This is a genomic window from Streptomyces sp. NPDC043908, assembly GCF_056435525.1.
In genome coordinates, this window is sequence record NZ_JBWKEI010000015.1 from 142,929 (window position 1) to 159,929 (window position 17,001).

Sequence of the window (17,001 nt, forward strand, 5' to 3'; positions counted from 1 at the left end):
GAGCTGCCCCCATGTGCGGAATCACCGGCTGGGTGTCCTTCCACGACGACACCTACGCCACCCACGACCCTCACGCCCCCTACCCATCCCGCGCCACCCACGGGGCTCGCGCGGACCGAGAAGCCCACGCAGCCCACGCGGCCCGCGACCGTACGCGCAGGCCGGTCATCGAGGCCATGACCGCCGCCCTCGCCCCGCGCGGCCCGGACGCGGGCGGTGTCTGGCTCGACGAGCACGCCGCGCTCGGCCACCGGCGCCTCGCCGTCATCGACCCGGCGGGCGGTGTCCAGCCCATGCCCGACCGTCCCGACGCCCCCACGGCCGTCCTCTGCTACAGCGGCGAGATCTACAACCACCACCAACTGCGCGCCGAACTGCGCCGGTTGGGGCACGTCTTCCACACCCGCAGCGACACCGAGGTGGTGCTGCGCGCCTACGCCCAGTGGGGCGCCTCGCTCGCCGAACACCTCGACGGCATGTTCGCGTTCGCCGTCTGGGACGCCCGCGCGCGGCGCCTGCTCCTCGTACGCGACCGGCTCGGCGTCAAACCGCTGTTCTGGGCGGCCGTGGACGGCGGAATCGCCTTCGCCTCCGAACCCAAGGCGCTCTTCCGCCACCCGGAGCTACGCCCCCGGGTGGACGCCGACGGCCTGCGCGAGGCGTACAGCCTGCTCTTCAACACCGGACCCACCCTCTGGTCGGGCGTACGGGAGGTCGAGCCCGGCGGCCTGCTGCTCCTGGACCGGGGCGGCGTCCGCGAGCACCGCTACTGGCGGCTGGAGGCGGGGGTGCACACCGACGACCGGGACACCGCCGTCGACCACGTCCGCCACCTCCTCGACACCGCCGCCCGCAGCCAGCTGGAGGCCGACGTCCCGCTGTGCGCGCTGCTCTCCGGCGGCATCGACTCCACCGTCCTGACCGCGCTGCTCGCCGACGAACTGCGCCTGCGCGAGGGCCCGGACGCGCGGCTGCGCAGTTACGCCGTCGACTACAGCGACCAGGCCGAGCGTTTCACCGGCGACGTGCTGCGCACCGGCCACGACACCCCGTACGCCATCGAGGCGGGCGCCCACATCGGCACCGACCACAGCACGGTCGTCCTCGACCCGCGCACCCTGCTCGACCCCGAGCACCGCCGGGCGGTCGTGGCGGCCCGCGACTCGCCCATCGGCGTCGGCGACATGGACACCTCGCTCTACCTGCTGTTCGGCGAGATCCGCCGCCACTCCACCGTCGCCCTCTCCGGCGAGGCGGCGGACGAGGTGTTCGGCGGCTACCCCTGGTTCCACAACCCCAAGGCGCTCGCCGCCGACACCTTCCCCTGGCTGCTGGTGACCGGCGACGAGGCCGCGATGCCGCTCAACCCGGACCTCGGCCTGCGCATCGCCGAGTTCCGCGACGACACCTACCGTGCCGCGCTCGCCGCCGTGCCGCACGCCGACGGCGAGAGCCCCGACGAGCACCGGCAGCGCGAGATGCAGCACCTGTCGCTGACCCGCTGGCTGCGCCAGCTCCTGCACCGCAAGGACCGGCTCAGCATGGCGCAGGGCCTGGAGGTCCGCGTCCCGTACTGCGACCACCGGCTCGTCGAGTACGCCTTCGCCACCCCGTGGGCCCTCAAGAGCTTCGACGGCCGCGAGAAGAGCCTGCTGCGCGCGGCCGGGGCGGGGCTGGCGCCCGAGTCGGTGCTGTGGCGGCCCAAGAACCACTACCCGGCCACCCACCACCCCGACTACAACCGGGGCCTTCAGGACATGGCCCGCGACGCGCTCGACGCGTGCGGCGGCCGGCTCCGCGACCTCGCCGACGAGACGCGCCTCAAACCGTGCCTCGACACCCCGCCCGACCAACTCCCGTGGGGCCACCGGCTCCGCCTCGAACGCGTCGTCGACCTCGCCCTGTGGCTGGACCACCACCAGCCCGAACTCGCCCTCTGAGGAGCACCCTCCATGACCATCCAGGAACCGCTGCCGGCCACCGGTCCGGCCGCCGAGCCCGTCCCGCTCATGGGCTGCCCGTACAAGCGCGACCCGTACCCGCTGTACGAGAAGATGCGCGAGGACGGGCCCGTCCACCGGGTGGTGTTCCCCAGCGGGGTGAACGCCTGGCTCGTCACCGGGTACGAGGCCGCCCACGCGGCCCTGAACGACGAGCGCCTCGGCAAGAACCACGACCGGGGCAACGACCGCTGGCGCGCCCGCGCCTCGATCATGCCCGAGCCGCAGCACTCCCAGCTCCAGGTGCACCTGCTGCACCAGGACCCGCCCCGGCACACCCGGATGCGGCGGCTGGTGACGGACGCGTTCACCCCGCGCCGGGTGGAGGAGCTGCTCCCCCGCTTCCAGGAGCTGGCCGACGCCCTCGTCGACGCGCTGCCCGGTTCCGGGCCCGCCGACCTGGTGGCCGCCTTCGCCGCCCGCTTCCCCTTCCAGGTCCTCGCCGAGACCATCGGCCTGCCGCCCGCCCTGGCCGCCCGCTTCGACCGCGACTGGGGCAAGGTCGTCCAGCCCGTCGGCCCCACCGACCCCGGACGCCCGGCGTACGAGGCGCGGCTGCACGGCCTCCAGAGCTACATAGCCGAGGTCGTCGCCGACCGGCGCGCGCACCCGGGCGAGGACCTCCTCAGCCGGCTCGTGGCCGCCCGCGACGCGGACGAGCTGACCCCCGAAGAGCTCGACTCCATGATTTTCCAGCTCCTGGTCGCGGGCCAGGAGCCGGTCACCAACCAGATCACCACCGCGCTCATCGCCCTGCTGCGCCACCCCGGCGAGCTGGTCCGGCTGCGCGACGACCCGGCGCTGCTGCCCCGCGCCGTCGAGGAACTCCTGCGCTACGACAGTGCCTTCGAGCTCACCACGTGGCGTTTCCTCGCCGAGGACGACGACCTGCACGGCACGCGCGTCCCGGCCGGGGACTCGGTGATCGTCTCGCTGTGCGCCGCCAACCGCGACCCGCGCCGCTTCGAGGACCCCGACGCGCTGGTCCTGGACCGCTCCCCCAACCCGCATCTGGCGTTCGGCCACGGCATCCACTTCTGCCCCGGGGCCGCGCTGGCCCGCGCCGAGCTGCGGATCGCGCTGGGCACGCTCCTGGCCCGGCTGCCCGGGCTGCGGCTCGCCGTCGCGGACGAGGAGCTGGAGTGGATCCCGGCGGTGCTGGGGCGGGGGACGGCGCGGCTGCCGGTCACGTACGCCCACCGGGCCTGACACCCGGCCCGGGGGCCCGCCCCCTCCGTCCTCCTCGTTCCCGTACGGCTACGGCGCCCGGCACACAACGGCCGGCCGCGCACGACCACCACACCTGACACCCGCCCCCGGGGGCCCGCCCCCTCCTCCCGTACGGCTACGGCTACGGCGCCCGGCACCCGGCCGAGGCGCCCCGCCGCCATGCCCGCGCGCCCCCGTACCGCGTGCCCCGACCCTCACCCCACCTGGAGAACCCATGCCGCTGAAGACCGCCCCGAGTCCCCTCACCACGCCCCTGAGCGCCGCGATCCTGGACCTCCTGCTCCCCCACCACCGCACCACCGACCCCCACCCGCCCGGCCTCGACGTGTCGGCCTTCCCCCGCCAACTGCGCCGTATCCAGGCCTTCGTGGAGGCCGGAGCACCCGTGGTCCTCACCCTCCCCGGCTTCCCCTGCAAGTCCCCCAACCCCGCCAAGGTCCTCGGCCACCTCCCCGACCAGGGCGAACGCCTCTCCCTGCGGTTCCTGGACGCCTTGTGCAGAGACATCGGCCGGATATACCCACCGGGTGCCCGGATCGTCATCTGCTCCGACGGTCATGTCTTCGGGGACCTCGTCCGCGTCCCGGACCACCACATCGACGCCTACGCCGACGAGCTGCGCACCCTGATCGCCGCCGCCCGCCTGGACCGGCTCTCCGTCTTCGACCTGCGCGACGCCCTGGGCGGCCTGCCGTACGAGGCCCGGCGCGCCCACGTCCACGACCGCTACGCCCCGAGCGTGGACGCCCTGCGCGCCGAGGTCCGCAGCGACCCGCAGACCCTCGGCCTGTACCGGGGCATCACCCGCTTCCTGGTCGAGGACACGGCCGGTTTCACGGGGACGCGTTCCGCGCTGCAACGGGAGTGCCGCCAACGGGCGTACGGCGTGATCCAGCGCAGCCGCGCCTGGGGCGCCCTGATCGGGGAGCAGCACCCCGGCGCGGTGCGCCTGTCCATCCACCCGCAGCCGGTGGGCGCGGACAAGTTCGGCATCCGCCTCCTGGACGCACCCGACGCCTGGACCACGCCGTGGCACTCCAGCGCCCTGCGCCGCGCCGACGGCACCTGGACGCTGCTCCCCCGGGCGGCGGCGGCACAACTGGGCCGCCCGGTCCACCGGGACGGCCGCCCCAGCCACTTCGAGCAGAACGAGCGGGGCGCCGGAGCGACCGGAGCGACGAAAGCGACCGACACGACCGAAGCGACCCGCCCCGGGAACGGATTGCCCCCAATCCGTATCTGACTGTCCGACACTGGACGTCCGACGGTCCGCGCAAGCGGAACGCCCGGACCCCATCGGCATCGGCATCGGCTTCATCTTCGGCATCGTTTTCGGCCTCGGCCTCGGCAGAGAGTTCGCACGGTTCATGGGTCTGACGAGTACCACCGTTCTGCTACTGGCCGTGGCCTGCACGGCGCTGCTGTTCGCCGCCACCGTCTGGCTGTGGCCATACCTGGCGCGGCGGGGGTGGATGCCGGTGCTGGGCAGGGTGGGCCTGGTCCTGACGATCCAGGTGCTCCTCTTCTCCTCGGTCGGCCTCGCCGCCAACAGGACGTTCCTCTTCTACGGCTCCTGGGCGGACCTGTTCGGGCGCCAGACCGGGGTGGGGGTGCTGGGCACGCAGGCCATCGGCAACCCGGGCGTGAAGCTGGTGGCCCGGCAGGAGGTCGGTGTCCCCGGGGCCGGGTCGCCGCACCTGAGCGGCGAGGTGCAGAAGATCTCGGTGCAGGGCGAGCGGTCGCGGATCGTCAGCCCGGCGTACGTGTACCTGCCGCCGGAGTACTTCCAGAAGGAGTACGCGAACACGAGGTTCCCGGCGGCCGTCGTCCTCACCGGCTTCCCCGGCACCGCCGAGAACCTGCTCAAGGGGCTGCGGTACCCCAAGACGGCGTGGATGCAGGTCAAGCAGAAGAAGATGCGGCCGATGGTCCTGGTGATGATGCGGCCCACGGTCGCGCCGCCGCGCAACACGCAGTGCATCGACATCCCCGGCGGCCCGCAGACGGAGACGTTCTTCGCCAAGGACCTGCCCCGGGCCATCTCGGGAACGTTCCGGGTCGGCACCGCGCCCCGCAACTGGGGTTTCATGGGCGACTCGACGGGCGGCTACTGCGCGCTCAAGCTCGCCCTCCAGCACCCCGAGGCGTACGCGGCGGGGGTGGGCCTGTCGGCCGACTACAAGGCGGAGGTGGACCGCGACTCCGGCGACCTCTTCCACGGGGACAGACGCGAGGAGAAGCGCGCCGACCTGCTGTGGAGCCTGGACCACCTGCCGCAGGGCACCTCGTCCTTCCTGGTCACCACGTCCAAGCACGGCGAGACCAACTACCGCGCCACCCGGCGCTTCATCGCGAAGGTGCGCGCCCCCGCCCGCGTCTCGTCGATCACGCTCGACACGGGCGGCCACAACTTCAACACCTGGCGGCGGGAGATCCCGCCGGCGCTGGCGTGGCTGAGCGGGAGGCTGGGGGGCGAGTGAGGGGCGGGGGCCGAAGACCGCCGGCTCACTTGCGGCCCCGCTCCCCGACCCGCTCGACGCGCTCGACCCGCTCGACGCGCTCGGTGAGGAAGTCCTCCCAGGTCCGCGTACCGGTCACGGCGTGCTCCAGGGAGAGGTTGTCGCCCGCCCGGTAGGCGCGCCCGGCCTTGCCCGGCACCCGTACCGGCAGCAGGGGGCGCCGCTTGCCCCGGGCGCCGAGATACGTACGGGTCAGGTCCCGCATCCCGTACACCTCCGGCCCCGCCAGATCCGCCACCCGCCCGGCGGGCTCGCCCAGGGTCAGCTCGACGAGCCGGGCGGCGACCTCGCGCGCGTCGACGGGCTGGAGGCGCATGCCCGGGACGGGGACCACCGGAAGCTTGGCCATCTTCTCCATCATGGTCAGCACCAGGTCGTGGAACTGGGCCGCCCGCAGCGTCGTCCACGGGATGCCGGACTCCTCCACGGCCCGCTCGGCGCCGAGCTTGGCCCGGAAGTAGCCGAGCGGGACGGTGTCGGCGCCGATGACGGAGATGTACACGAGGTGCTTGACCCCGGCGCGGGAGGCGGCCGCGACGAGGTTGCGGGTCGCCAGGTCGTCGCCCTTGGGCCCGCCGGCCAGATGCAGCACGGTGTCGACCCCGTCCAGGGCGTCCTCGATCCCCGCCCCGGCGAGCAGATCGCAGGCGACGTACGCGACACCGCTGTCATCGCTCCGCCGCGCATTCCGGCTCAGCACCCGCACCTCGCGCCCGGCCCCCCGCACCAGGGGGACGACGATCCGCCCGAGGGTGCCGGTACCACCGGTGACCAGGATGGGAGACGCCATGACCACACACTCCAGAACTCGCTCCACATACCCCGCCCACTTCCAGCGGGGCGAGCCGCGCTTCGGGGCGGCTCTGCTTCTGTGAAACGTGGGGGTGGGGGAACGTGACACGATCCCGGAAGTTTTTTGTGCCGGGGCGGGGTACGCCGGCCGCCGGGCGTGCGGGGGGGGAGTTCCGCTCCTCCGGACCGGTCAGTCGCTCGTCTCCCCCAGCGCCGAGCGCAGCCAGTCCAGCGAGTCCTGGCGCAGCAGCTCGTCCGCGAGACGGATCGCCGTGCCGGTGACGAGGCGGCCTCGGCTGTTGTCGATCCAGCGCTGGGCGTGCCGGTGCCCCTGCGCCAGGTACTCGATGCCCTGGAGCATGCACTCCAGCTTGTCCGCGTCCCTGGCGCAGACGGCCTCGGCCGACTCCTTCGCCTCGTACTCCTCGACGAGCTCCCGGACGGCGAGGGCCAGCACCTCGGGCATTCCCTCGGTCTGGTCGGCCGTGACCGCCCGCGGGTCCGCCGCGCCACCGCCGTACTTCTTGCCGAGGTGATTCACGTCCCCGGTGCGGGACTCCTGCGTGTCGTGCCACACCGCGAGGAAGGCCGCGCGCGCCGGGTCGGCGCCTTCCAGCTTCGCGATGATCGAGGCGATCAGGGAGGTGCGCCAGGAGTGCTCGGCGACGCTCTCCGGATCACGGACGCCGGCCATCCACCATCCGGTACGCCGCGCCTGCTTGAGCGTGCCCGCCTCGTACAGGAAGTGCGCCACCGCGGACAGGTCGGTCACGTCCGCCTCCTTTCACGCCTCTGCGAGGCGGGTCGCGTACTGGATAGCTTCCAGCTCCCGGCGGGTGCGCACCGGGAGTCGGGCACCATCCAACATGACCGGCAGGCGGTCGCGCAGGGCACGTAGGGCCTCGCTGTCCCGCAGCAGGGCGGGGCGGGCGGCGATCAGAGCCCACAGGGAGTGGACGTTCAGAGCGAAGAACCCGTGGCGCGGGGTGAGTCCCCGCACGAGATGAGCCAGGAGCCGGTCGCCCGGCCAGGGTCCGAGGCCATCGGCGATGAAGTCGTCGGAGAGCTGGACATGGGGCGCCTCACCCAGCCAGTACGCCCAGTAGTTGAGATTCGCCGCCTCGCCCGCGTCGTCGGCGAGCGTACGGCTGATGAAGTGTTCCATGCGGTCCGTGTCTCCGTGGCGCGCGGCGACCGCGGCAACGGAACGGCTGTTGAGCCAGCAGCGCAGCCAGTCGTCCGGGCGTTCGGTCCGCTGCTGCCGAGCCAGCCAGTCGGCAGTGTCGGACCGGTCGTCGTAGCCGGCGAGATAGAGGGCCTGACGGCGGAGCAGGAAGTTGCCCGGTCCTCGGGCCCGTTCGGCCGTCTCGCGCATCCGGTCGAAGAACCGTGTGCGTTCGGTCGTGTGTAGGACGGGCCCGCCGGGCACCGGCCCGCGCCTCGGGCGCCTGGGCTCCGGCATGTTCCTGAGCGGTCCGGGAGCCACGCCGCTGAGCGGCCACGCCAGCACTTCGACGAGGTCACGCTGCATCACCCAGGCCCCGAGCGGATCACTGCCGACCGGAGCGGCACGTTCGTGCAAGGCACTGGCCAGAAGAACGTCGGCTTCCATGGCCCGGTCGAGCACTGCCATGACGGCGGGCGTCGCTCCCAGCCGCATGAGGCGATGCCGGTGGACGAGGGTCTGCCCGACCGGCAGGGCGGTCAGCGGGCGGCGCCCGGACTCCCATCCGGCGATGGTGTCAGGGGAGACAGCGAACTCCTCGGCGAGCGCTTCCTGCGTCCATCCCAGGGACTCTCGGACGGTCCGGAACACGTAACCGGAGATGATGCCGCCGCGCGCACGGGAAGTCCGGGGAGTGCTGCCCTTACCGCCGGTCGTGGTGGTGGCCGGGTGGTCTCTCATGGCGCCCCCTTTTTACCGGTTCCCAAGGCCGCCCACCCGTACCCGGGGTCACTTCTGGCAGCCCCTCGGGTTTCATACCGTCGGTGGTGCGACGACGACCACGCAACTCACCGTAGGGGAAAGGGGATTGCCATGAACGGCGGACCACCGGCACGGGTGAACGGGGAACAGCCACTCACCGACTCCACAGAACCGGGCGACCCGGCCCAGTACCGCCCCTGCGAGGTCTGCCACGAGCCGGGGGCCGACACCGTCGTCCGGCTGTTCGTCGCCGGCAGCACCGGCGGTGCCCGCTCCAGCTACGCGCACCGCGGCTGTGCCGGGGCGAGCGAGGCCGGGGTGAGCACGCCGTGCTGAACCCGGCCGGCCGGGCCGTCACGGAGTGGCTCGCCTCCGCGCACCCCGTACCCGCCCAGGCCCGGCGGGAGTTCGACGTGGGCATCGCCCTGGTGCCGACGGGGGTGCGGTTCGACGCGGTCCGCCTGCCCGCCGCGGTCGTCCACGCGGCCGCCGGGAGCGAGGACCCGGACGCCGTGGCCACCTTCCTCGCCCGAGCCCTGGGGGACGGGGCCGTCATCCACGACGCGTACGGCGTCGGCGTCTGGTACTACGCCCTCGTCCCGCCGGGCACGCACAGCCACTGGCAGGTGCCCGGCGCCGAGTGCCTGGGTCCCGGAACCTGGCTCGGCGTGCCCCGCCCGGACCTGACCGCACGGCCCGGCCCGCACTGGGCTCTCCCGCCCAGGGCCGCGGGCACCGTCTGCACGGTCCACGCCGTCACCGACCTGGTGACCCTCGGGCAGGACAGGCTCAGGATGATGCCGAGCACACCGGAGCCGGTCCACGAGCACACCGCGCCCCCGCCCGGGCCGACCCCGGGCACCACCCCGTGACTCCCCGGGCCCGCGCCCGGGCCGACCCCGGGCACCACCCTCTGACCCCCTACGCCGCGAACCCCACATTCGTCACATACTCGTACTGCCCCCACTGCGACCCCAGGTCCTCGATGACGTCCGTCCACGCCCCGTCCAGCGCCTCCGCGTCCGCCTCGGCCCAGGCCGCCACGATGCGGTCCCAGCGGCGGACGTTCATCGTGCGGTACTCCACCATCCGCTGGCGCGGGCGCGGGACCTGGGACTGGTTGAGGGGGTGGAGCTCCACGCGGGTGCCGCCCGCCGCGTTGAGGCGGCGCAGCAGGTGGCGGGCCACGTTGTGCCGACGGACCGTCCAGTACGCGCGGTCGATGCGCTCCAGGTTCGCCGCCGTGGGGGTGCGTCGGCCCGCCAGCCAGGCCTTGACCGTACGGTCGGTGACGGTCAGGCCCGCCTCCCGCGCCGCCGCCCACGCGTGCGGCGTACGCGTCAGGTAGTGCAGCCGCGCCATCAGGCCGCGCTTGACCGTCACCGGCGTCGCGATGCCGCCCGCGAGGGAGTCCAGGACCCGGGACACCGCCTCGCTGCCCTTGACGCCGCGCGCCCCGTACTTGCCGAACTCCTGACTGTGCTCCGGCACTTCAGCCCTCCTCGCCCTGCTCGACCGGCTCGCCCTGGTCGGCCGGGTCGCCCGCCGTGTACGTGTCCTTGACCTTGACCTCCGTCACGCCCCGGCCCTCCGCGAACACCGCACGCCAGTCGCCGATCACATGGAGCTCGTCGGTGCCCATCGCCCGTACCACCGTCAGCCCCTCGTCGTGCGCCTTGTACGCCTTCATCCAGAGGTTGGCGAACGCCTGGGAGCGGATGATGTGCATCCAGTCCGGACGGTACAGCTCCCTGTTGTAGTTGGACTCGCCCATCGTGGAGACGAACTTGGAGTACATCGCCTTCACGTACTCCAGTGTCACCTCGTCCCCGTCCGCGAGCGCCGCGTCCCGCGCGTCCTTGAGGGCGATACGGAACTTCTCCAGCAGGTTCTCCGTCGCCCCGGACGTGAACGACTCGTGGATCTCCGGCGGTTCGCACAGCCCGTACCGCGGTCCCGACAGGCGCTGCAGCAGCCGCAGGGTCGGCTCGGTCACCCACAGCGGGCCGGGCTCGTCGCGGTTGCCGATCGGGTTGGGCAGGACGTCCTCGTGCTCCCACACCGGCGGCGTGATCAGATGCACGCCCGCCCGGCGCCGGTCGTGCGCGAAGCCCGTGGAGTGTTCCAGCTGCCCCAGCGGCAGATGGGTCTTCAGCGCGGAGAGGTACGCGCCGTTGATGTCCAGCGCCGTCACCTCGTGCTCACCCGGGGGCAGCGCGTGCCGCGTCCACTTGGGGCGCGCCTCCCAGATCTGGTCGGCGCCCTTCGCCGTCTGCTTGCGCAGCACGTCCGGGATCCACGGGTGGGCGATGATGTCGTAACGGGCGCCCTTGCGCGTCTCGTCCAGCAGCCGCATCGCGTCCGGGATCGCCCGCTTGACCAGCGCGGCCGTCGCCGCGTCCACATCGCCCCGGTGCTCGGCGAGCGCCGCGCGCACGGCCTGCACGACCAGGTCCGAGGGTTCGGGGCGGGCGGCCTGGAAGGCCCGGCGGGTGGGGGGCTTCGGGGACTTGGGGGGTTGGGGGGGCTCGGGACGCTCGGAGGACGCGGAAGCATCCGGGTGCCGGTTCGTGTGGGGTGCGGGCGGCGGGGTGGAGGCGGTGCTGCCGTTCTCCTCACGAGCGGGGGTACGCGTACGAGAGGGAGCGGGCTGGGTCGCCACCGCCGCCGGGCCTGGGGCAACCGGCTCGGCCACAGGAGCCCGCACACCCGGAGCGGCCGCAGCCCCCGCACCCGGAGCCACGGGGGCCTGCATGCCCGGAGCCGCCCCGGTCCCCGCACCCGGAGCCACAGGAGCCTGTGCGTCCGGAGCCGCCACACCCTCCGCGCCCCCGGTCGCCACCTCCCCGCACTCCCCCGGATCCAGGTGCTGCGCGAACCCCGCCACCCGCTGCCGGGCCGGACGCCCGCACAGCACGCACGGCTCGGGCACGACGAGTTGCTCGACGTCCTCGACGTCCTCGGCGGCGTCAGCTACTTCCGCACCCTCCGTGCCCCCCGTACCCTCGGCGCCGCCCAGCCCCCCGGAAGCGTCGCCGCCCCCGCCCTCACCCGTAGGCACGGCTTCCGCCTCCGCCTCCGTCTCGGACTGCTCCTGTCCATACTCCTCCAGCCGCTCCCGCAGCCCCTCCAGCAGATACGCGTACCGCGTGCGCACCTCGCCCGACGGGTCGCGGCCGGTCTCCCAGCCCGTCACCGTCGACGGGCTGACCCCGAGCGCGCGGGCGACCTGCGCCTTGGACAGGCGCGCGGCCTCGCGCAGCCGCAGGCGCTCCTCGGGCGGCACGAGCGCGGCCTCGGGCCCGACCGAGGCGAGCAGCGAGTCGATCGCGTCGAAGTCGCTCACCGTCCCGCCACCCCGTCCCTCACGTTCACCTTCACGTTCACGTTCGCGTTCCGCCCGCTCCTGCCGCCGCCGCGGCGCGTCCCGGCCGGCAGCGCCTCGCACGCCCGGGTCGGGCCGGCCAGCAGGTCCAGCGGGCCGATCCCATAGTGCGCGGCCAGTACGTCGCAGTCGCGCAGGCTCCACGCGGTGGTGCCCGCCTGACGGCGCGACACCTGGGTCTGCGTCAGGCCGAGCACCTCGGCCAGGTCCCGTTGCGACTGGCCCGTCGCCTGCATCAGCGCCGCGACCGTCAGCCGCAGCGACTCCTCCAACCCCAGTCCCATACGCCCCACCCTACCAACCGGTGATGCGTTTTCCGCATGGGACGGAGGGATAGGGACTAGCCCAGTCGTTCGACGAGGAAGTCCTCCCAGGTGCGCTCGCCCAGCACGGCGGTGCCGTCCAGGGAGAGGTTGTCGCCCGCCCGGTAGGCGCGCCCCGCCTTGCCCGGCAGGGGCACCGGGACCAGCAGCCGACGCGTGTCGCGGGCTTGGAGGTACGTACGGATCAGGTCCCCCATCTCGTACACCTTCGGCCCCGCCAGATCCGGCGCCTGCCCGGTCGGGTCCCCGAGGGCCAACTGCACCAACCGGTCCGCCACATCGCGCGCGTCGACCGGCTGGAAGCGCAGGCCCGCCGGAACGGGGACGACCGGCAACCGGGCCATCTTGCGGCACAACAGCAGGATCAGGTCGTGGAACTGGGCCGCGCGCAGGGCCGTCCACGGGATGCCGGACGCCCGTACCGCCTGTTCGGCGTCCCTCTTCGTACCGAACCAGCCCAGCGGGACGCGGTCCGCGCCGATGACCGAGATGTACACGAGGTGGCGGACCCCGGCCCGTGAGGCGGCGCCGGCCAGGTTGCGGGTGGCCTCGTCGTCGCCCTTGGGGCCGCCGGCCAGGTGCAGCACGATATCGGCGCCCTCGACGGCGAGGTCGATGCCCTCGGGCCGCAGCAGGTCGGTGGCGACGTACTCGACGCCGTCGGCGTCCGGGCGGTCGGCGTCCGGGCGGTCGGCGTCCGGGCGGTCGTGGCGGCTGAGGACGCGCACGCGGTGTCCCGCGTCCAGCAGACGCGGCACGACGTGCCCGCCGAGCGTGCCCGTGCCACCGGTGACCAGGATCGTTGACGTCATCCCTGCTGCTCCTCGGTTCGTTGGACTCCCCCGGGTAGATGAGCAGGTCCGCGGTGATCTACTTCTCTGACACACCGCGCGCGGGCGAGGGGGACCGGAGGAATGCGGCCGATGGACGAGCAGCACGAGAAGCACAGCGACAGCCGGAACGAACCGGGGGCGGAGGCGCAGGCGCAGATACCGACGCAGGCACCGGCTCCGGCATCTGCACAGACGCAGGCACCGGCTCCGGTACGGGCGCAGCCCCAGACCGAGGCACTGCCCCAGACGCAGGCACAGCCACGGACCGAGGAACAGACCGAGGCACAGCCCCAAGCACAGCCCCAGACACAGACACCGGCGCAGACCCAGGCGCTGACCGAGCGCTTCGAGCAGGACCGTTCCCATCTGCGCGCGGTCGCCTACCGCATGCTCGGCTCCCTCAGCGAGGCCGAGGACGCCCTCCAGGACGCCTGGCTGCGCGCGAGCCGCGCCGACATCGGCGAGGTCGAGAACCTCGGCGGCTGGCTGACCACGGTCGTGGCGCGGGTGTGCCTGAACATGCTCCGCACCCGCCGTACCCGGGGCGAGGACCCGCTGGAGGCGGCCGGACCCGACGCGGAGTTCGGCCCGGGCGCTCCCACCGGTGCCCCGGGCGACACGGGCCGGCCCGACCCCGAGCGGGAAGCGGTGATGGCCGACTCCGTCGGGCACGCGCTGCTCGTCGTCCTCGACACGCTCTCCCCGGCGGAGCGCCTCGCCTTCGTCCTGCACGACATGTTCGCCGTACCGTTCGACGAGATCGGCCCGATGATCGAGCGGACCCCGGCCGCGGCCCGCCAGCTCGCCAGCCGCGCCCGCCGCCGCGCCCGGGGTGCCACACCCGCGCCCGGCCCGGACCCCTCGCGCGGACGCCGGCTCGCCGAGGCCTTCCTCGCCGCCACCCGCGACGGCGACTTCGAGGCCCTGGTCACCCTGCTCCACCCCGACGTGGTCCTGCGCGCCGACAAGGCGGTCGTGCCCAGTGCCGAGCCCATCTTCCTGGGCGGCGCGGTCACCGTCGCCAAGGCGGCGATGGCGGCGGTGGGCCGCGCCCGCTTCACCGGAGTGGCCCTGATCGACGGGACCGCCGGCCTCGCCATGGCTCCCTTCGGCCGCCTGCGCGTGGTGCTCCGCTTCACGGTCCTGGACGGAACGATCAGCGAGATCGACGTCGTGGCGGAGCCGGACCGTCTGCGGGAGCTGGAGATCGCGGTGGCGGACGCCTGAGCGTGCGGGGTGGCCGGGCTCGCGGGGAGGCTGCGCGCCCACGCCACCTGGCCGACATGCCACCTGGCCCCCCCACGCCACCCCGCCGCACACGGCACCCGGCGCACGGCGGGAAAGCGGGACAGCGGGACGGCGGGACAGCGGGACGGCCCCGGAGCCGTCCCGCTGCCCCGCCCCGGCTAGGCTCATCGATCATGCACCTCTCGGCCGACGCCCTCCTCTTCGACAGCGACGAGACCCTCGTCTCCAGCATGCGTTCGGTCGTACGGGCGTGGACCGGCTGGGCCGCCTCGTACGGCATGACGCTCCAGGACGTCGCCCGCGTCGAGGTGCACGGCCGCCCGGCCGCCGCGATCGTGGCCGAGCTGCTTCCGGCCGATCAGGTCGCACGGGCCGTGGCCCGCCTGGAGGACGCGGAGGTCGCCGACGCGCTGGCGGGCGGCGTCGAGCCCGTCCCCGGCGCGCCCGGCCTCCTCGCCCAGCTCCCCCCGGACCGCTGGGCGGTGGTGACGTCAGGCACCCGCCGGGTGGCCGAGGCCCGCCTCGGCGGGGTCGGCATCCACCCCCGCCACCTGGTCACGGTCGACGACATCACCCACCACAAGCCCCACCCCGAGCCGTTCCTCCTGGCGGCCGAACGCCTGGGCGTCGACCCGGCCCGCTGCGTGGTCCTCGAGGACGCCCCCGCCGGCCTGGCCTCGGGCCGGGCGGCCGGAATGACGACGATCGCCCTGACCAGGACCCACCCGGCCCACGAACTCGACGCGGACCTCACGATCGAGGACCTCACCTCCGTATCCGTCCGGGCGACACCCACCGGTCTGGAGATCACCGTCGGCCGCCCCGCGCGAACCGACGCGGATCCCACCCGCGCGTAAAAGCCCGGGAATTGGGCGGCCGGGCCGCGGGCGTGCCTTCTTCCCGGTTATCGCGTTGATACGGACATGAATGTCAGTCGAGTTCTCAGTACCGCGATCGCAGGGTCGGCGTTGGTGGCCGCAATGGCGCCGTCCGCTCAGGCGCTCGACATCGGCCGGACCATCAGCGGTGCCGCGCTCACGGCCAGCGCCGCCGGGCGGCAGGTGAAGCCGGTGACCGAAGGGGTGGTCGGGCGCAATCTGGACAAGCGGGTGAACGCCGCCAAGAAGGCGGTCAAGGCCGGCAGCGACGCCGTCGAAGCCGGGCGCGAGCTGACGAGCTGACCGGACCTGGGCAGTGTGTGACGAGACGCGCCCCTGCCTTCCTCCGCCCCCGGGGAATTCCTCCCGAGGGCGGACTTTCCTTTTGTGCGACTTTCATGGCGGGTGGGACATTGTCCGTTGACAGGGACAGCGCGGACCGTAAGGGCGGGGCCGGGTGCGATCTCGCGGACCCCGCGTTCTGGGCGCTCCCCCGCGAGCACCGCCTGGAAGCCTTCGCCCGGCTGAGACAGTTGGAACGGCCCGCCTACTTCGTCGAGCGGGCCGCCGGCCGTGGGCGGCCCGAGCGCGGGTTCTACGCCCTCGTGCGCCACGCCGACGTCGTCGGGGCCAGCCGGCAGGCCGAGGTGTTCGCCAGCGCCCCCGGGGCCACCGCGCCCGAGCCGCCCCGCTGGGTGCGCGCGGTGTTCGGAGACTCCATGGTCAACCTGGACGGGCCGCGCCACGCCCAGTTGCGCCGGGTCGTCTCGCGCGCCTTCACCCCCCGCGTCCTGGCCGACGCCGAGCACGGCATCCGCGAGCTCGCCGCCCGTATCGTCGACGACCTGGTGGCCACCGGGGCCGACGAGTTCGTCTCGGCCGCCGCATCGCGCATGGCCTTCGAGGTCATCTGCGACATGCTCGGCGTGCCCGAGCCGGGCCGCGTCGAGATCGCCCGCCAGGTCGACCGGGCCTCCGAGAACGCCGGTGTCGCCCGTACGCTGCGGGCCCGTGTCCGGGTGCCCGGGCGCGGGCTGCGGGCGCTGGCCCGGATGCAGCTGACCGTCGCGGCACTCGGCCGCGAGCGGCGCCGGCGGCCCACCGGGGACCTCATCTCGGCCCTGGTCGCCGCCGACGTCGACGGACAGGGCCTGAGCACCCGTCAGCTGGGCTCGTTCTTCTCGCTGCTCATGGTCGCGGGCGTGGAGACCACCCGCAACGCCATCGCCCACGCGCTCGCCCTGCTCACCGACCACCCCGAGCAGCGCGAACTGCTCACCGGCGACTTCGAGCGCTACGCGGACGGGGCCGTGGAGGAGATCGTCCGCTTCTCCACCCCCATCATCCAGTTCCGCCGCCATGTGACACGCCCTCACGTCCTGGGCGGGCAGGCGTTCGTCCCCGGCGACCGGGTGATGCTGCTGTACGCCTCCGCCAACCGCGACGAGACCGTCTTCGACCGCCCGGACGCCTTCGACATCACCCGCAAGCCCAACCCGCACCTCGGGTACGGGGGCGGCGGCCCGCACTACTGCCTCGGCGCCCATCTGGCCCGCGTCGAGATCAAGGCCCTGCTGCGCGAACTGCTGAGCCGCCCGCACGCCCTGCGGGCCGTGGGGATGCCCGAGCTGGGGCACTCCAGCTTCGACAACCGCGTACGGGCGCAGCGCTGCGCCTTCACGGCCGAGGAGAGCCGCACGACGCGCTGACCCCGTGAACCCGGCACACCCCGTGCATCCCCCACACCCCGCGCATCCCGCACACCCGAACAGATCATCCGACTTGCGCTAGACGGGTTGCCGCACGCCCATCCGGTACGGACACGCCCACGGATACGGCCCTTCCGGTGATGCCCGGAGTATTCCT

The 17,001-nt window shown here is 73.5% G+C and carries 17 protein-coding genes; 10 read left to right on the top strand and 7 right to left on the bottom strand.

Annotated features, from left to right (window positions below; translation table 11 throughout):
- Positions 1 to 11 precede the first annotated feature (11 nt).
- The 4 genes from asnB (at position 12) to AC069K_RS28925 (ending at position 5,710) form a co-directional block, all read left to right on the top strand.
- On the top strand, positions 12 to 1,940 hold the full coding sequence (gene asnB / locus AC069K_RS28910; RefSeq protein ID WP_478621300.1) for an asparagine synthase (glutamine-hydrolyzing): 1,929 nt from the start codon (positions 12 to 14) through the stop codon (positions 1,938 to 1,940).
- A 12-nt stretch (positions 1,941 to 1,952) separates the two neighbouring features.
- Positions 1,953 to 3,209: a cytochrome P450 family protein gene (locus AC069K_RS28915; RefSeq protein WP_478621302.1), complete on the top strand. Its 1,257-nt coding sequence runs from the start codon at positions 1,953 to 1,955 to the stop codon at positions 3,207 to 3,209.
- 235 nt (positions 3,210 to 3,444) lie between these two features.
- The gene (locus AC069K_RS28920; RefSeq protein ID WP_478621304.1) at positions 3,445 to 4,473 is read left to right on the top strand and encodes an L-tyrosine/L-tryptophan isonitrile synthase family protein; all 1,029 of its coding nucleotides are present in this window, start codon (positions 3,445 to 3,447) and stop codon (positions 4,471 to 4,473) included.
- A 124-nt stretch (positions 4,474 to 4,597) separates the two neighbouring features.
- Complete coding sequence (locus AC069K_RS28925) at positions 4,598 to 5,710, top strand: alpha/beta hydrolase (RefSeq protein ID WP_478621306.1); 1,113 nt, start codon at positions 4,598 to 4,600, stop codon at positions 5,708 to 5,710.
- 25 nt (positions 5,711 to 5,735) lie between these two features.
- Here AC069K_RS28925 and AC069K_RS28930 read toward each other — a convergent pair whose 3' ends face one another.
- The 3 genes from AC069K_RS28930 to AC069K_RS28940 form a co-directional block, all read right to left on the bottom strand.
- Positions 5,736 to 6,539 (bottom strand): SDR family oxidoreductase, encoded by an 804-nt coding sequence (locus AC069K_RS28930; protein WP_478621308.1) that lies wholly within the window; start codon positions 6,537 to 6,539, stop codon positions 5,736 to 5,738.
- Positions 6,540 to 6,731: 192 nt separating this feature from the next.
- The gene (locus AC069K_RS28935; protein ID WP_365110541.1) at positions 6,732 to 7,313 is read right to left on the bottom strand and encodes an HD domain-containing protein; all 582 of its coding nucleotides are present in this window, start codon (positions 7,311 to 7,313) and stop codon (positions 6,732 to 6,734) included.
- A 12-nt stretch (positions 7,314 to 7,325) separates the two neighbouring features.
- Positions 7,326 to 8,447 (bottom strand): helix-turn-helix domain-containing protein, encoded by a 1,122-nt coding sequence (locus AC069K_RS28940; protein ID WP_478621310.1) that lies wholly within the window; start codon positions 8,445 to 8,447, stop codon positions 7,326 to 7,328.
- A 132-nt stretch (positions 8,448 to 8,579) separates the two neighbouring features.
- On the opposite strand from AC069K_RS28940, the gene AC069K_RS28945 reads away from it, so the two are divergent.
- Entirely contained in the window at positions 8,580 to 8,804 is a 225-nt protein-coding gene (locus AC069K_RS28945; RefSeq protein WP_478621312.1) for a hypothetical protein, read from the top strand.
- Positions 8,798 to 9,340 (top strand): hypothetical protein, encoded by a 543-nt coding sequence (locus tag AC069K_RS28950; RefSeq protein WP_478621314.1) that lies wholly within the window; start codon positions 8,798 to 8,800, stop codon positions 9,338 to 9,340. Before AC069K_RS28945 ends, AC069K_RS28950 begins: the two co-directional genes overlap by 7 nt.
- 49 nt (positions 9,341 to 9,389) lie before the next feature.
- Here AC069K_RS28950 and AC069K_RS28955 read toward each other — a convergent pair whose 3' ends face one another.
- Genes AC069K_RS28955 through AC069K_RS28970 form a run of 4 tightly spaced genes read right to left on the bottom strand, consistent with a single transcriptional unit; the run spans position 9,390 to position 12,988 of the window.
- Positions 9,390 to 9,959 (bottom strand): transcriptional regulator, encoded by a 570-nt coding sequence (locus AC069K_RS28955; protein ID WP_358834318.1) that lies wholly within the window; start codon positions 9,957 to 9,959, stop codon positions 9,390 to 9,392.
- Position 9,960: 1 nt separating this feature from the next.
- Positions 9,961 to 11,814, bottom strand: coding sequence for a helix-turn-helix domain-containing protein (locus AC069K_RS28960; RefSeq protein WP_478621316.1), 1,854 nt, complete (start codon positions 11,812 to 11,814; stop codon positions 9,961 to 9,963).
- A complete protein-coding gene (locus AC069K_RS28965; RefSeq protein WP_478621318.1) occupies positions 11,811 to 12,137 on the bottom strand; it encodes a helix-turn-helix domain-containing protein in 327 nt (108 codons plus the stop codon). Before AC069K_RS28965 ends, AC069K_RS28960 begins: the two co-directional genes overlap by 4 nt.
- Positions 12,138 to 12,193: 56 nt before the next feature.
- Positions 12,194 to 12,988, bottom strand: a complete 795-nt coding sequence (locus tag AC069K_RS28970; RefSeq protein ID WP_478621320.1) for an SDR family oxidoreductase — start codon at positions 12,986 to 12,988, stop codon at positions 12,194 to 12,196.
- A gap of 111 nt (positions 12,989 to 13,099) precedes the next feature.
- Here AC069K_RS28970 and AC069K_RS28975 point away from each other — a divergent pair, with 111 nt between their 5' ends.
- From AC069K_RS28975 to AC069K_RS28990, 4 genes are all read left to right on the top strand, one after another.
- Complete coding sequence (locus AC069K_RS28975; RefSeq protein ID WP_478621322.1) at positions 13,100 to 14,236, top strand: sigma-70 family RNA polymerase sigma factor; 1,137 nt, start codon at positions 13,100 to 13,102, stop codon at positions 14,234 to 14,236.
- Positions 14,237 to 14,430: 194 nt separating this feature from the next.
- Positions 14,431 to 15,114, top strand: coding sequence for an HAD-IA family hydrolase (locus AC069K_RS28980; RefSeq protein WP_478621324.1), 684 nt, complete (start codon positions 14,431 to 14,433; stop codon positions 15,112 to 15,114).
- A 123-nt stretch (positions 15,115 to 15,237) separates the two neighbouring features.
- Positions 15,238 to 15,438, top strand: coding sequence for a hypothetical protein (locus AC069K_RS28985; RefSeq protein WP_358834324.1), 201 nt, complete (start codon positions 15,238 to 15,240; stop codon positions 15,436 to 15,438).
- Between the two features lie 110 nt (positions 15,439 to 15,548).
- Positions 15,549 to 16,844, top strand: a complete 1,296-nt coding sequence (locus AC069K_RS28990) for a cytochrome P450 (RefSeq protein ID WP_478621327.1) — start codon at positions 15,549 to 15,551, stop codon at positions 16,842 to 16,844.
- Positions 16,845 to 17,001 lie beyond the last annotated feature (157 nt).